A 15,057-nucleotide genomic window follows, 5' to 3' on the forward strand; every position below is an offset into this window, starting at 1 on the left:
GATAAAGGGCTTAGACTGCGTCGCTCATTGGCTCGGAAGCTAGCTGAGCACTCGTACGCCCAAAACGACGCTCACGCTGACTAAACCAATCAAAAGCCTTGTGTAATTCAGCCTCATCAAAATCAGGCCAGAGTATGTCCGTGAAATACAACTCGGTATAGGCTAGTTGCCATAGCAAGAAGTTGCTGACGCGCTGCTCACCACCAGTACGAATAAACAAATCTGGCTCTGGTGCATAGGCCATCGACAAATGAGGCTGAAGCAATTCTTCGGAAACTTGCTCAGGCTTTAAGTCGGGATTGGCAACTAAACATTGGCGCATGGCCTGCAAAATATCCCAACGTCCGCCATAGTTGGCGGCGATAGTAAAAGTAAGCCCCTTACATCCAGCAGTTTTTTCTTCAGAAAATTGCACCATCTCTTGAATCGCAGAATCAAAGCGACTCAAGTCGCCAATGAGACGCAGAGAGATATCGTTTTCAGCAAGGCGGGAGACTTCGCTTTTCAATGACTTCAAAAATAGCTTCATTAAAAAACCCACCTCTTCCGGTGGGCGGCGCCAGTTCTCGGAACTGAACGCAAACACGGTGAGGTATTCCACACCAAGGCGACGGCACTCTTGAACAATTTTACGTACTGAGCCCAAACCTTCGGAGTGACCTGCTACGCGCGGCATGAAACGCTTACTAGCCCAGCGCCCATTGCCGTCCATGATGATGGCAACATGGCGTGGAATAGCGCGAACCTCCGGAACAACTAAGGTGGAACTAGTATGGGGAGTCATTGATCTTGATGTAGAAGAAATGGATCTGACGACTAAACCGTCATGATCTCTTTTTCTTTTTCTGAAACGATCTTGTCGATATCTACCACGGCACGATCAGTCATCTTCTGAATCTCGTCTGTCGCACGACGCTCATCATCCTCGGAAATTTCTTTATCTTTGGTGAGACGCTTTAAATATTCGTTTGCATCACGGCGTAAATTGCGGACAGCAATTTTGGTATCTTCGCCCTCGTTTCTCACAACCTTCGTCAAGTCACGACGACGCTCTTCAGTTAGCGCAGGCATTGGTACACGAATAACGGTACCTTGGGATGCGGGATTGAGACCTAAATCAGAGTCACGAATGGCCTTCTCAATTGCGGCAACCATGGTCTTTTCAAATGGTTGAACATTAATCGTTCTGGCATCAGCCAAACCTAAGCTAGCCACTTGGCTCAGCGGCGTTGGATTACCGTAGTAATCGACTTGGATATGCTCCAAAATTCCAGGGTTTGCACGACCAGATCGGATCTTCGCCAAATTGGTCTTCAAGGCCTCAAGAGACTTCTGCATCTTTTGATCGCTAGTGGTTTTAATTTCTGCTGCGGACATCAAGCCTCCTATTAAACGTGTACTAAAGTACCTTCAGACTCACCCTGAACCACACGCATCAGAGCGCCTGGCTTGAGGATCGAAAATACTTTGATTGGTAATTTGCGATCGCGGCACAACGCAAATGCCGTTGCATCCATGACCTGTAAGTTTTTGATGATGGCTTCATCAAAAGTAATGGTTTTGTAGAGGGTAGCCGTTGGGTCTTTCATTGGATCGGCGCTGTAAATACCATCGACCTTGGTAGCTTTCAACACAATCTCCACACCCATCTCTGCGCCACGCAAAGCCGCTGCGGTATCGGTAGTAAAGAAAGGGTTGCCGGTACCCGCCGCAAAAATCACCACCTTGCCCTCACCTAATGCACGAATGGCACGCGGGCGAATATAAGGCTCAACCACTTGATCCATTCTTAAAGCGGATTGCACGCGGGCCTCGACGCCTTTTTGACGCAAGGCATCTTGCAGCGCAAGAGAATTCATCATGGTGGCAAGCATTCCCATGTAGTCAGCCGTTGCACGATCCATACCGGCCGCACCACCTGCTACCCCACGGAAAATATTTCCGCCACCGATCACGATTGCTAACTGAACGCCGCTGTTCACTACATCGGCAATTTCTGTGACCATGGAATCAATAGTGACTGGATTGATGCCAAAAGCATCATCCCCCATCAGGGCTTCACCAGAAAGTTTCAAGAGAACACGTTTGTAGGCTGGCATCGTTTTATTTTCCGTAATTAGCCAAGCAATTTACTTGCTTAGCGTATTGATCTTTAAGTACTTTTTAATATCTTGCCCAAATTATAAAGGGCTTGGGACAGATCAAACAAAAGGGCATAGAAACCGAGATTCCTATGCCCTTTTGAGGATTACAGCCTTACTGGGCAAGCCCAGCAATATTGGAGCTAATTAAGCGCCTTTAGCAGCGGCAACCTGAGCAGCCACTTCAGCTGCAAAGTCGTCCTGACGCTTCTCAATGCCCTCGCCTACAACAAACATGGTGAAACCCTTGATTGTTGTATTGGCAGCCTTGAGCATTTGCTCAACGGATTGCTTGTCGTTTTTAACGAAAGTTTGGTTCAACAAAGACACCTCTTTGAGGTACTTCTGAATAGAACCTTCAACCATCTTCTCAACGATTTCTGGTGGTTTGCCAGATTCAGCAGCCTTTTGAACCGCAACACTACGCTCAACAGCAATTGCTTCAGCAGGAACATCAGCCATCGACAAAGCCACTGGCTTCATTGCAGCAATATGCATTGCTACGTCTTTAGCTGCAGTTTCGTCGCCTTCGAACTCAACCATGACACCGATACGAGTACCGTGGAGGTAAGAAACCAACTTGTTGCTACCAGCAAAACGCTTGAAGCGACGCGGCATGATGTTCTCGCCGATCTTACCGATCAAGGCGCTACGAACTTCGTCAACTGTTTGACCGCTCATTGGCAATGCAAGTAATGCAGCAACGTCAGCTGGATTCTTTTCAGCAACCAATTTCACGCACTCATTCGTAAATGCCAAAAAGTCATCGTTCTTAGAAACGAAGTCAGTTTCGCAGTTCACTTCAAGCAAAGCACCGTTAGTGCCGTCGATGAATGAAGCAACAATACCTTCAGCAGTAACGCGGGACGCAGCTTTACCAGCCTTACTTCCCAGCTTTACACGCAGAATCTCTTCTGCACGAGCCATATCGCCATCAGCCTCAGTCAAGGCCTTCTTGCACTCCATCATCGGAGCATCAGTTTTGGCGCGTAACTCGCCAACCATTGCAGCGGTAATAGCAGCCATTATTCAGCTTTCCCTTCTTCAACAAACTCTTCTTCGCCTTCTTTAACGGCGGTCAAGATTTCTTGAACAGAGTTTGATTTACCTTCGAGGATTGCATCAGCAATGCCACGAGCGTAGAGAAGAACCGCTTTGCTGGAGTCATCGTTACCAGGGATGATGTAATCAACACCTTCTGGAGAGTGGTTGGTATCGACTACAGCGATAACTGGAATACCCAGCTTGTTCGCTTCGGTAATAGCAATCTTGTGATAACCAACATCCACTACGAAAATCGCATCAGGAACGCCGTTCAAATCTTGAATACCGCCAAGCGCTTTTTGCAACTTGTCGAGATCACGATCATTAGTCAACGCTTCTTTCTTGGAAAGCTTTTCCCAATCGCCAGCTTCTTTAGCAGCTGCCATGTCCTTCAAACGCTTGAGGGAACCTTTAACAGTTTTAAAGTTGGTGAGCGTACCGCCCAACCAACGGCTGTCGATATAAGGCATACCAGCACGAGCAGCTTCTTCAGCAATGATCTCGCGTGATTGACGCTTTGTACCAACGAATAAAATAGTTCCACGATTAGCAGCAATTTGTTTTGCAAATTTCAGGGCATCCTGAAACATTGGCAATGTTTTTTCCAAATTGATAATGTGAATTTTGTTGCGATGGCCGAAAATGTAAGGGGCCATTCTTGGGGACCAGAAACGGGTTTGGTGACCAAAATGGCAACCGGCTTCCAGCATTTGACGCATAGTTACTGACATAACTTCTCCTAAGGGTTAGTTTCTAAGATTGAGTCCTAGCTGCGCTAAAAAACGCCACCCTGGAAGGCTCAACCCGCGATTTCAGATCAAAATTGACCTGAGAACGAAATTATAGCTTAAATATCAATGATCTAGCTAGCTCTAGCCCAGCATCAGACTGGGGGGTGAGGGGTAAAAGCACTCCTGAGAAGGCTTTAAAGGAGGGGATTGCCTAAATTTTAGGCATTACACCCCTGTCAAAAACCGCCAAGTCGTTGATAATCAAGGCATGAATAGTGTATTTACCGCCGAAAAAGACATCCAAGGGATGCGCGAAGCTGGCCGCTTAGCTAGTGAAGTTCTTGATCATGTAGCTCCACACGTCAAAGCAGGCGTCAGTACGGCTGAGTTGGACCGCATCTGCCACGAGTACATGCGCGATGTCCAAAAGACCATTCCAGCCCCATTGAACTATCAGCCTCCAGGCTATCCACCCTTCCCGGCATCGATCTGCACTTCTGTGAATGATGTGATCTGCCATGGCATTCCTGGTGAAAAGATTTTAAAAACTGGCGATGTCGTAAATTTGGACATCACCGTCATCACCCCTCATGGCTACTACGGCGATACCAGCCGCATGTTCATGGTTGGCGAAGTTTCGGTATTGGCCAAGCGCCTGACTCAAATTACTTTTGAATGCTTGTGGCTTGGCATTGCTCAAGTCAAACCAGGGGCCTCACTAGGCGACATTGGTCATGTCATTCAAACCCATGCTGAAAATGCTGGATATTCAATCGTGCGTGAATATTGCGGTCATGGCATTGGGAAAGTATTCCATCAGGATCCACAGATTCTTCACTATGGTCGTCCTGGCACTGGTGAAAAATTGAAAGAAGGTATGACCTTCACAATTGAGCCGATGATTAATGCTGGCAAACGAGATATTCGTACGATGCCCGATCAATGGACCGTGAAGACTAAGGACCGCAGCCTCTCCGCGCAATGGGAGCACACCCTCTTGGTCACGGCAACTGGCGTAGAAGTATTGACTTGGTCAGAAGGAAGCAATCCGATCCCCGATTGCGTTAAAGGTCTTTCGTTTAGACCAAACCTGGCTAACGCCTAACCCTTAAGCACTTCAATTACCTCAAGCGTAATGGGTCACACTCTCGCAGGAAGTAATCCGATTGCAGATATCGCTAGTTTACGAGCTGCACGAGAATTGGCTTATGCGGATTTTCGTGAGAATCAAGTTGTTGGAAGACTAACTAAGCAACTGAGCAAGCTCAGTGATGAGTTACTCGTCAGCCTGTGGAATTCCTGTGAGCTTAAATCCGATGCTGCGCTAGTAGCGGTAGGCGGATTTGGCAGAGGTGCACTCTTCCCCTGCTCCGATATTGATATATTGATCTTGTTGCCAGCGGATAAACAATATTTTGAAGAAGTATTGGCTAGCAAGATTGAAAAGTTTGTGGCGCAATGCTGGGATACTGGCTTGGAGATTGGCTCCTCCGTGAGAACAGTCGCAGAGTGTATCTCCGAAGCCGAGCAAGATATTACGGTTCGAACATCCTTGCTTGAATCCCGACTCATCTGTGGCAAGAAAGCCCTCTTCAAAGAATTTGCTTCTGTTTATGAAGAGACTTTAGATCCAAAGACATTCTTTCAGGCCAAGCTCGCTGAGCAAATTCAGCGGCACTATAAATATCAAGATACGCCCTACTCTCTAGAGCCTAACTGCAAAGAGAGTCCTGGTGGCTTACGTGACCTACAAGTAATCACATGGGTGAGTCAAGCAGCACACTTAGGCAGCACCTTTAAAGATCTCAACATTACAGGTCTCGTTACTCAACGAGAGCTAACTGAGCTTAATCGCAACCAACGTTTTTTAGAAACTTTGCGCGCTAACTTGCATCTACTAGCTAAGCGCAGACAAGATGTATTGGTGTTTGACTTGCAAACACCCCTTGCTGCGGCCATGGGAATTAAAGAAGATTCCTCTAGGCTAGCAAGTGAAGCCATCATGCGTCGTTACTATTGGGCCGCCAAAGCGGTTAGTCAATTAAACGATGTGCTGCTACAAAATATTGAGGCCTTACTCTTTCCTCAAGAATCCAAAACAACTCACGCTATTGCCGGCGAGGGAAATGAAGGCTTCATTGAGCGTCAAGGCGTCTTGGATATCACCGATCCACAACTGTTTCAGAAACATCCTGAACAGATTCTGCGCACTTTCTTGGTTTTTGCGCAAACTGCCAACGTCAAAAGTCTTTCAGCCACCATCTTTAGAGCGCTGTATAACGCGCGCCAGAAGATGGATAGCCAATGGCGCAAAGATCCGGTTAATCGCGCACTCTTCATCCAAATACTGAAAGAACCTGAGGGCGTTAGTCGTGCATTTCAGCTCATGAATCGCTCTAGTGTGCTGGGTCGCTACATGCCCGCCTTCAGAAAAATTGTTGGCCAGATGCAGCATGACTTGTTTCACGTGTATACGGTTGATCAGCATATCTTGATGGTCCTGCGCAATGTTCGCCGCTTTATGGTGGTTGAGCATACCCATGAATTTCCATTCTGCAGCAGCCTCATCGCCCATTTTGAAAAGCCTTGGTTGTTAGTCATTGCAGCACTCTTTCATGACATTGCTAAAGGACGTGGTGGAGACCACTCTGAACTTGGCAAAGCAGACATGCGTAAATTTGCTAAGGATCACGGCTTAGATAAAGCAGATACCGAGCTTCTAGTTTGGTTAGTTGCAGAGCATCTCAACATGAGCCAAGTAGCTCAGAAGCAAGATATTACCGACCCAGAAGTAGTGCAAGCTTTTGCTAAAAAGGTGGGGGATGAACGCCATCTAACTGCACTCTACTTACTCACAGTTGCCGATGTCCGCGGTACCAGCCCCAAAGTATGGAATGCCTGGAAAGGTAAATTACTAGAGGATCTATACCGCGTGACTCTGCGTGTATTGGGCGGTGCAAAACCAGATGCCTCATCTGAACTTGCACAGCATCAAGAAGAATCTCGTGCCCAGTTACGTCTTCATGGTATTGAAGATGCCGCCTACGATAATCTCTGGAAAAAATTGGATGTCGCATTTTTCTTGCGTCAGGATGCGGGAGATATTGCTTGGCTTACGCGCCATCTGTTTAATAAAGTGGATAGTGAGACTCCGGTAGTGAGAGCTCGCCTCTCCCCAGTTGGTGAGGGCCTACAAATTGCCGTCTATGTCAAGGACCAAGAAGATTTGTTTGCCAGAATTTGTGCCTACTTTGAACGTCACGGCTTCTCGATTTGGGATGCGCGCATTCATACGACAAAACATGGCTACGCTCTCGATACCTTCCAAATCTCCGGCAGTAATTTAGTGGATGAAGGAGGAAGCTATCGCGACCTCATTCAGCTGGTGGAATATGAACTTACAGCAGCCCTGCAAAATAATGGGCCTCTGCCATCGCCAAGTATGGGGCGCCTTTCAAGGCAATCACGTACCTTCCCGATTCAACCTCGAGTGCATATGACTCCAGATGAGCGTGGGCATTACTATGCGCTATCCCTATCAGCAAGCGATCGTACCGGCCTACTCTATGCAATCTCCAGAGTATTGGCCAAGCATCAGGTCTCACTTCATACTGCCCGCATCAACACATTGGGCGAGCGAGTGGAGGACGTATTCTTGTTGGATGCGGCTAACCTGAGCAAGAATCCCAAGTTACAGATCTTGCTAGAGACGGATTTACTAGAGGCGTTAGGGGCTTAATGCCATTGGCCACTCTTTATTTTTTGAAATAAGCTAAACCCTCCAGGCAAGCTTATTCTGAATAAGTTTTTTGACGCTTTTCTCGCATAAAGAACGAACGCGCTGGCGCTCAGCCTTAAGCCAGCCTAGAGCAAACAACAACGTTGGATCACCCTTAGTCAAGCTTTCAATTCGACTAATGGATACACAAATATCATTAAACAATCCGAAATGATCCAGCGTAATTGATATTGATTTAAAGAATTCACGATAGTACTTTTTATTGCAATAGTCTTTATAAAATTCAAGTGAGTAACGCATGAATTTCATCTTTTTTCGTAAGGTATGAATTGCTTCATCCTCTAATACTGAAAATCGCGGCACCTGTGTAGCGATAAAACTAAAAGTGCTGTCGAGTAATTTAACTGCCGTCTTTTTAATAGCGCCTGAACTCTCTTTGGTATTTTTTTCTTCCAGCGGATCGACAAGCGCAGGAATTTCAAGAGACATTATCTCAATCAATAGAAGCTGGAAGTCTTTATTTCTAGTGATATGGGAAGGGTTTGGCAAATCCCGAATGGCGCCCAGCTTAATCTCTGGCCCACCTAGAGATTGGAGGATGGGATTCAAGACACCAGTAAGGTAATCGCTATCCCGATATTCGCCAAGCGCATCAAAAGTTTTTTTGAAAACCTCCAAGCCTGCTTCACCAACGCAAACATCATGTCTTGCTAAATACTTAAACAACACTTTGAGACGCCTCAGACCTACCCGTAACTGGTGAAGATATTCAGAAGGATTGACGGATTCAGAATTTAGAACACTTTGATTTGGTAGAACCTGACTCAAGCAGGAGTGAATCAACAAGTTTATCGTTGACCTATCACTTTTAATATTCCTAAGGGATATAGACTTAGCTCGAACTGGGGGGCTCGCTTGAAGGCTACGCGCCAACAAAAAACCGCGCTCAGATTTGCTTTGCGTATCGATGTAAGCCCCGTATCTCTTGATAATATTTTGCGCATGCAGAAGAAGGCCGCTTGAGGGCCCCGCTTTTAGCTCAATTTCTAGCTCTTGAACAACAGTCTTACTTGCTCCAGTAGACTGATTCGACTGAATAAACCCCAAATCCAATGCATATTCAATCAAGCCAGAGCGGGTTTTTACCAAAGCTTTTCGACGCCATATATCCGTCTGATAGGAGGCCTGTAAATCCTTAGCTTGTAATTTCGGGAGGCATTTCTTTAAAGCGTTTCCTGCCTCGTGGTCTTGGTGAAGCTCAATATCCCAATTAGGAATCGCACTGCCAGACACGCTCAAGGTAACGTTATGTTCAAGTCGCTCAAGTAGATTGGGGGTAGAAACCTTTAAGGTTTGAATCCATTGCCTACCCTCTTTTCGCAAGCGAAAGGCAATGCCTGACTGAGTAAGCAAAAAATCAGGGGTATCAATGTAAATAGCCTGTAAATGTTGTCTGCGAATACCCCCTTTCGAGACAATAAACTTTTCAATAGCCTCAAGCTTATCCTCTGTAAAGAGAAACTTCATTTCGAATTCGCTACTGTTAGTGGGCATTATTTAATAAATAAGATGTAAGGAGGACTGGAGGTGAGGGAAGCTGCTTAATTTAAAAAATTAAATTTTGATGCTCTCTCCGTCAATATATGATGCCACTCTTTAAAATCAAATGAAAACTTAATTAAAGAACATGTCGACAATGAGATGGGCTCACCCGCTATTAAAGATGCCAAACTCATTAATCCAGGATTGTGTCCAACGACCATTAGCTTGTCGATCTTTTTCGAAACCGAAGAAATTACTTTTAATAAGTTCATCGCTTCAGCAGCATATAGTGAATCGTTAACCACTAAATGTGCATGCGAGATTTTTAATCCCTTTGCAATAATTTGAGCTGTAGAAATAGTACGAACAGCTGGGCTAGTAATAATTAATTCAAAATCAAGATCTTTTTTTGATAACTTATTAGCCAGCTTACCAACATCTTTAACCCCTTTTTCAGACAAGGGCCTATCTTTATCTGCAATCAGAATTCCTCCAGCAGCTGCTTTGGCGTGACGCAATAGGAATAGTGATTTTGAGCCCATTGAATTATGTAATTTGCTCAATATGCGGTTGATACACCAAGTCTTTAAGGTGCGTCAGGAGATATTGGGCTTATCTTATTTATCTTTCTTTTCTTTACCCAATTTATCCAACTTGCCATTTCCATAGGTGCACCAATATCGAATATCGTCACCTAAATTATCTATCTCTTTTCTAGATAACTCTCTGTATTCCATTAGATCGAGCATCCCAGTTTTTCTAAGCTTCTTTAGGATATCGTTATATAAACTCATACATTACTCGCTTTATTTTTGACGGTTGTATTATTACTTAATTCAAGTGTATGCCTAGCAATTATGCGCTCTTCATCCGTATGGATCTTTAAACATAAGACCCTTGAAGCATCCGATGAAATATTCACTTCACCATTTAGATTTCTATCCTCATCTAAATCAATTCCAATCCAAGCCATCTCCCTTAAAATTCTTCCGCGAATAGCGGCAGAATTCTCACCAATACCGCCAGTAAAGACAACCACATCCAAGCCGGCCATCAGCGCAGTTAATGCACCAATCTCTCGCTTAACTTCTTTAACGTAATAATCAATGGCTTCTTTTGCCTCAGGAAGATCAGACTCTTCTAGGGTGCGCATATCATTTGAAAGGCCGCCAGATAGACCTTTTAAGCCGGACTCTTGATACAAAATTTGTGCAATTTGTCCAGCATCCATACCTTCATGCTGCATCATGTAAAGCAACACACCAGGGTCGATTTCACCGCAACGCGTACCCATTGGCAGCCCATCTAAAGACGAAAATCCCATGGTGGATGCAATTGAGTGGCCATTATTTAACGCTGTCATAGATGCGCCATTACCCAAGTGCGCAATAATCACTTTCTTAAGAGCTTCCTTTGGATACATCTGAAGTAGGCGATCGGAAATATATTCATATGAGAGCCCGTGAAATCCATATCGACAGACCCCTTTTTCATAAAAATATCGCGGAATCGCATAGCAATCATCCACAAATGAATGGGTGCGATGAAAGGCAGTATCAAAACAGGCTATTTGTGGTATTCCACCAAAACTTTCTTGTGCCGCTCTGATACCCGCAAGATTATGGGGCTCATGTAAAGGCGCAAGAATCATCAGTGCGTCTAGCTCCTCCATCACCTCATCGCTAATTAAAGTAGGCGCGCTATATTTCTGGCCCCCATGAACAACGCGATGCCCTACCGCAACCACTTCAATATCTTTTGCGAATTGATGCAACCAGTCAATCAAGAAAGATAGCGCCTCACGATGATTCTGGGGTCGAGATGCACTTGGCCAGGCAATGGTTTCTTCAGTGCTTTTTGATGCTAACTTCACTTTAAAGCGAACCTCGCCACCAATACCATCAATCTGACCGGCAATAATTTGGTTAAGTTGGGGAACTAAGAATAAGGAGAACTTAATGGATGAAGAGCCAGCATTGATAGTGAGAATAGCTTGACCATGTAAACCTGTTTGCATATCCATGATGAAAAACCTTAGGTCTTGGTATTGCTTAAACTAAAACTTGAATATCCATTTTGCTGAAACGCATGAAATAGTTGCGCCAAAGCACAAGAAGCCAATCTAGCGCGTTCATTATCAGCACGACTAGTCAACATGATTGGTACTTGCGCACCCAAAACTAGACCAGCTGGCTGCGCATGCGAAATAAAAGTCAGCTGTTTGGCCAACATATTTCCAGCCTCTAGGTTGGGAACGACCAATATTTGCGCCTTTCCTGCTACTGGAGAGGTTAGGTGTTTTGTTTTAGCTGCACCAACATCAATCGCATTGTCCATCGCCAAAGGTCCATCAACCAAGCCACCAGTAATCTGACCGCGATCGGCCATTTTGGCAAGAATTGCAGCATCCATTGAGGATGGAATATTAAAGCTGACGGTTTCAACAGCAGAAAGAACTGCTACATAGGGCAATGTAATGCCGCAAGCCCTTGCCAGATCAATCGCATTTTGGATGATGTCCACTTTCGTAGGCAGGTCTGGAGCAATATTAATAGCAGCATCCGTAATAAATAGTGGCTGCTCTAAGCTCGCTACATTTAACACAAACACATGGGAGATGCGTCTTAGGGTTCTTAAGCCCCCCTCCTTTTTTACCACCTGGGAGAGCAGCACATCTGAGTGGAGATTACCCTTCATGATGGCTGTTACTTTTCGCTGATGCACCAACTCCACTGCTTTAGCAGCCGCTTGCTTATGATCGGCAATATCAATCAGTTCTATACCAGAGAGATCTAATTGCGCTTCTTCGGCCGCACTTTGAATTTCTTTTCGCGATCCTATCAAAACCGGTTTAATTAAACCCTCTGTCATTGCTAAAAATGCTCCCGCTAACGACATGGCGTCATCAGGGCAAACAACTGCTGTAGGCATCGGCTCCAGTTTTTTAGCCTCAGCAATGAGTCGATCGAAATGATCGTGCTCATCCATGAGTAAACCTGGCAAATCATTAGGTCCTAGGTAGATATTCTCCAATGGGGCGTCAACAATGGCTGTACCAGATGCTATACAGACTCCATTACTATCTGAAACGGTAGTATGAAAAACAGCACTCGGGCTTTCCCACTTCTCGGTAAGGGTCACGGTGATTTTCAAAAGATCGCCAACGTGCGCTCTACCCATAAACTCAAAATTCTGCGAACGGTATAGAGTTCCCGGTCCCGGAAGAATATTGCCCAACACGCTTGAGATGAGGGATCCAAGCCAGATGGATGGCGCAACTACTGAAGTGCTTCCTTCATTTTGCACATCAAGATGGGGGATATTTAGAGGATTCATATTGCCTGATGCATGGGCAAAAAGAAATAAGTCCCGAGCAGTAACGCGCTTCTCAATAGAGGCTTTATCCCCTACTTTCAGCTCATCCCAGGTCCGATTCTTCAATCCATTCACAGGCGCATTCATGATTATTCAGCCTTAGAATCGAGCTCTTGGGCAACGATTACATCCTCGAGGGGCGCTTCATCAGCGTGAGCCTTCTTATGATGAAGGAGATCTTCAATTTGCCCATACATTTTTAAAGCAAATGGGTGCATGGTCTCACGTGGTCCAGCTATGCCCATGACTAGCTTGAGCGCTTTCTTTTGAGCGTCAGCAGTATGAAGAAGAATTGGTAATGAGTCGATTGCTAATTTAGGCTCAAAGTCGACTATTAACGCTTGCTGATGAACAATCTTCACGATATCCTCATGATCCATGTCTGGAAATAACTTAGAGTGACCTAAAGCGATCAACTCACGCTCTAATCTTGTTCTACGAACGTAACCACGAGCATCATTTAATAAATGCAAGATTCGGACTACCCCTTCAGCCAGGCCACCTTTATCCACAAGAGCCAATGCATTGTGAACTTCAGGCATTTGACGAACATCAACCATTGAGTGTTTAGGTAAACCAGAATCTTTGGGGCTAATGATGGCTTTAATCAACGGAGAGGTATAGATGGAGAAGAAGCTAGTTTCCGTCATGGAATCACGCATGCTGCGGTAGAGATTGAGCTGAGTCTCGATTAATTCACTGGCAACTTTTTCTGCCATGATGAAGGGATTATCTTTGCTGGCGGGCTTTCTCTCTTGGGTAATAGATTCCGCTGCCTTATCTAACATCGGCATGATGGGATTCTTATCAGAGAACATGACTCGTTGTGTTCGCAGCGGATGAGATTCACGCATCAAGGCTGCAGTTTCAGGGGTTGACATATTTTGAATCGCGGGACGGACAAAGCGGTCGTATATTTCAGTATTGATATTAGACATCTGAGCTACTTCGGTAAACAACTCCTCATCATCCCTGCCGTCACCTAAAGCTAAAATATCACCCATTCCACGTGGCTCAAAACGAATATGAACACGATCTTCTTCATCGTCCAATTTCATTTCATACAGTCCTGGTGATAGCGCTTCAATCGCCCGCACAGTGTCGGTAATCGCTACGTGTTCACGACCAGCAATTTGACTAGAGACAAAAATGCCTAGATGCCCAATGGAGTCATGCAACATATACACAATTCGCTGACCTCGAGCTTTGATCTCTTCTACGCTGGCGTATAAGTCAGGAATCCAATTTAATGCCTGCTGTGGCGGCGTAATATTGTCACCGTGGGATGCAAACACAATAATGGGAGATTTGATTGCCTTGAGATCTACTCGCTCCATTCCCAGAATAGCTTCACCAGTCGCTAACTTATTACCAATAAATAAATTATCAAGAATCCAACGCATCTCAGCTTCAGTCATGAAGCAATATCCGCCCCACCACTTTTCAAAATCCAAGAATCGTTGAGCTTCCGTATCTACATTGGAATATAAGTTGTAATATTTTCCAAAAAAACTATTACCTGGATTTAAGGCCTCAAAATTAGCTACTAAATTTGCGCCATCAAACAAGCCATTGCCCATATCCGCCAGCATTAAGGCAGACATTGCACCACCGCGCATACCACCGGTATAGCGCATTGGGTTATCCCCAACCTTGCCCGCCCAATAAGACATTGGGGAGCCATTGAGCACAATTGGGCCCATCAGATCAGGAACTGCCGCAGCCAATAACATGGCCGCCCAACCACCCTGGCAATTGCCAACCACAATGGGTTTTGGTGAATGGGGGTGTTGCTCAACAATATGTTTTAAGAATACGATTTCAGCATCACGAACATCAACAATCGTTTGAGTGGGTTCTGGCATTGGCCTAAATGCAACAAAGTACACCTGATGACCATCCGCAAAAGCCTCGCCCACTTGACTATCAGGCTTGAAACCACCAATACCTGCACCGTGACCAGCACGTGGGTCAATAATCATGACTGGAGCGCGCTTCTCATCAATCACAACACCCTTTGGTGGCTTAATCTTCAGCAATAAGTAATTCACAGGCGTGCTTAAGTCATGCCCATCAATGATGACTTCGTATCCAAAATCTAAAACTGGTGGCATGCCTGATTCAACATGATCTAGATATACATTGCCACGCTTGCGTAGCGTTTCAAAAACCATCGCACTACGCTGAGTAGAGTCAGTTAAGTATTCCCGCCACATACCCCATAGGGCAGTCGGCTCTGAAGCCATCAGTTCAGTTGCTTTTTCTTTGGTTTTTTCTAAAAGATTTTCAATCTTTTTGGATTCAGTGAGCATGACCCCCTGAAGCTTTTGATTATGTATGGAGCTTAGCTCTGAAATCTTATGTAAGGATTGCTTTTGTCCTTGACGAGATAGTTGAGCGGCCTGCATATTCTTTTGGAGAATATTTCTATAAGAACTCATGGGACTGTATTGGCTAAAATTAAACATTGCTGCCTCTCGCTGGA

The 15,057-nt window shown here is 45.2% G+C and carries 13 protein-coding genes; 2 read left to right on the plus strand and 11 right to left on the minus strand.

What is annotated here, in order from left to right:
- Window positions 1-10: 10 nt before the first annotated feature.
- The 5 genes from uppS to rpsB all read right to left on the minus strand — a co-directional run bounded on the left by uppS (window position 11) and on the right by rpsB (window position 3,916).
- On the minus strand, window positions 11-784 hold the full coding sequence (gene uppS / locus ICN12_RS05445) for a polyprenyl diphosphate synthase (protein ID WP_216271348.1): 774 nt from the start codon (window positions 782-784) through the stop codon (window positions 11-13).
- Between the two features lie 32 nt (window positions 785-816).
- On the minus strand, window positions 817-1,377 hold the full coding sequence (gene frr / locus ICN12_RS05450) for a ribosome recycling factor (RefSeq protein ID WP_216271351.1): 561 nt from the start codon (window positions 1,375-1,377) through the stop codon (window positions 817-819).
- Between the two features lie 11 nt (window positions 1,378-1,388).
- Window positions 1,389-2,099 (minus strand): UMP kinase, encoded by a 711-nt coding sequence (gene pyrH / locus ICN12_RS05455; protein WP_216271353.1) that lies wholly within the window; start codon window positions 2,097-2,099, stop codon window positions 1,389-1,391.
- 189 nt (window positions 2,100-2,288) lie between these two features.
- The gene (tsf, locus tag ICN12_RS05460) at window positions 2,289-3,167 is read right to left on the minus strand and encodes a translation elongation factor Ts (protein ID WP_216271355.1); all 879 of its coding nucleotides are present in this window, start codon (window positions 3,165-3,167) and stop codon (window positions 2,289-2,291) included.
- Window positions 3,167-3,916, minus strand: a complete 750-nt coding sequence (rpsB, locus tag ICN12_RS05465; protein WP_216271357.1) for a 30S ribosomal protein S2 — start codon at window positions 3,914-3,916, stop codon at window positions 3,167-3,169. The genes tsf and rpsB overlap by 1 nt, the downstream gene beginning before the upstream one ends.
- 268 nt (window positions 3,917-4,184) lie before the next feature.
- Here rpsB and map point away from each other — a divergent pair, with 268 nt between their 5' ends.
- On the plus strand, window positions 4,185-5,021 hold the full coding sequence (gene map / locus ICN12_RS05470) for a type I methionyl aminopeptidase (protein ID WP_216271358.1): 837 nt from the start codon (window positions 4,185-4,187) through the stop codon (window positions 5,019-5,021).
- A gap of 30 nt (window positions 5,022-5,051) precedes the next feature.
- Window positions 5,052-7,655: a [protein-PII] uridylyltransferase gene (locus ICN12_RS05475; RefSeq protein ID WP_216271360.1), complete on the plus strand. Its 2,604-nt coding sequence runs from the start codon at window positions 5,052-5,054 to the stop codon at window positions 7,653-7,655.
- Window positions 7,656-7,688: 33 nt separating this feature from the next.
- Here ICN12_RS05475 and ICN12_RS05480 read toward each other — a convergent pair whose 3' ends face one another.
- The 6 genes from ICN12_RS05480 to ICN12_RS05505 all read right to left on the minus strand — a co-directional run bounded on the left by ICN12_RS05480 (window position 7,689) and on the right by ICN12_RS05505 (window position 15,013).
- Complete coding sequence (locus ICN12_RS05480; protein WP_216271362.1) at window positions 7,689-9,182, minus strand: CYTH and CHAD domain-containing protein; 1,494 nt, start codon at window positions 9,180-9,182, stop codon at window positions 7,689-7,691.
- Window positions 9,183-9,256: 74 nt separating this feature from the next.
- Window positions 9,257-9,739 (minus strand): SixA phosphatase family protein, encoded by a 483-nt coding sequence (locus ICN12_RS05485; protein ID WP_216271364.1) that lies wholly within the window; start codon window positions 9,737-9,739, stop codon window positions 9,257-9,259.
- Between the two features lie 75 nt (window positions 9,740-9,814).
- Window positions 9,815-9,991: a hypothetical protein gene (locus ICN12_RS05490; protein WP_216271367.1), complete on the minus strand. Its 177-nt coding sequence runs from the start codon at window positions 9,989-9,991 to the stop codon at window positions 9,815-9,817.
- Window positions 9,988-11,220 carry an acetate/propionate family kinase gene (locus ICN12_RS05495; RefSeq protein ID WP_255537707.1) on the minus strand — a complete coding sequence of 411 codons (1,233 nt, stop codon included), beginning with the start codon at window positions 11,218-11,220 and terminating at the stop codon, window positions 9,988-9,990. Before ICN12_RS05495 ends, ICN12_RS05490 begins: the two co-directional genes overlap by 4 nt.
- A gap of 11 nt (window positions 11,221-11,231) precedes the next feature.
- Entirely contained in the window at window positions 11,232-12,659 is a 1,428-nt protein-coding gene (locus ICN12_RS05500; RefSeq protein WP_216271368.1) for a bifunctional enoyl-CoA hydratase/phosphate acetyltransferase, read from the minus strand.
- Between the two features lie 2 nt (window positions 12,660-12,661).
- On the minus strand, window positions 12,662-15,013 hold the full coding sequence (locus ICN12_RS05505) for a DUF3141 domain-containing protein (protein WP_216271370.1): 2,352 nt from the start codon (window positions 15,011-15,013) through the stop codon (window positions 12,662-12,664).
- Between the last annotated feature and the right edge of the window lie 44 nt (window positions 15,014-15,057).

Origin of the sequence: Polynucleobacter sp. AM-25C3 (genome assembly GCF_018882335.1) — a bacterium.
Lineage (GTDB): Bacteria > Pseudomonadota > Gammaproteobacteria > Burkholderiales > Burkholderiaceae > Polynucleobacter.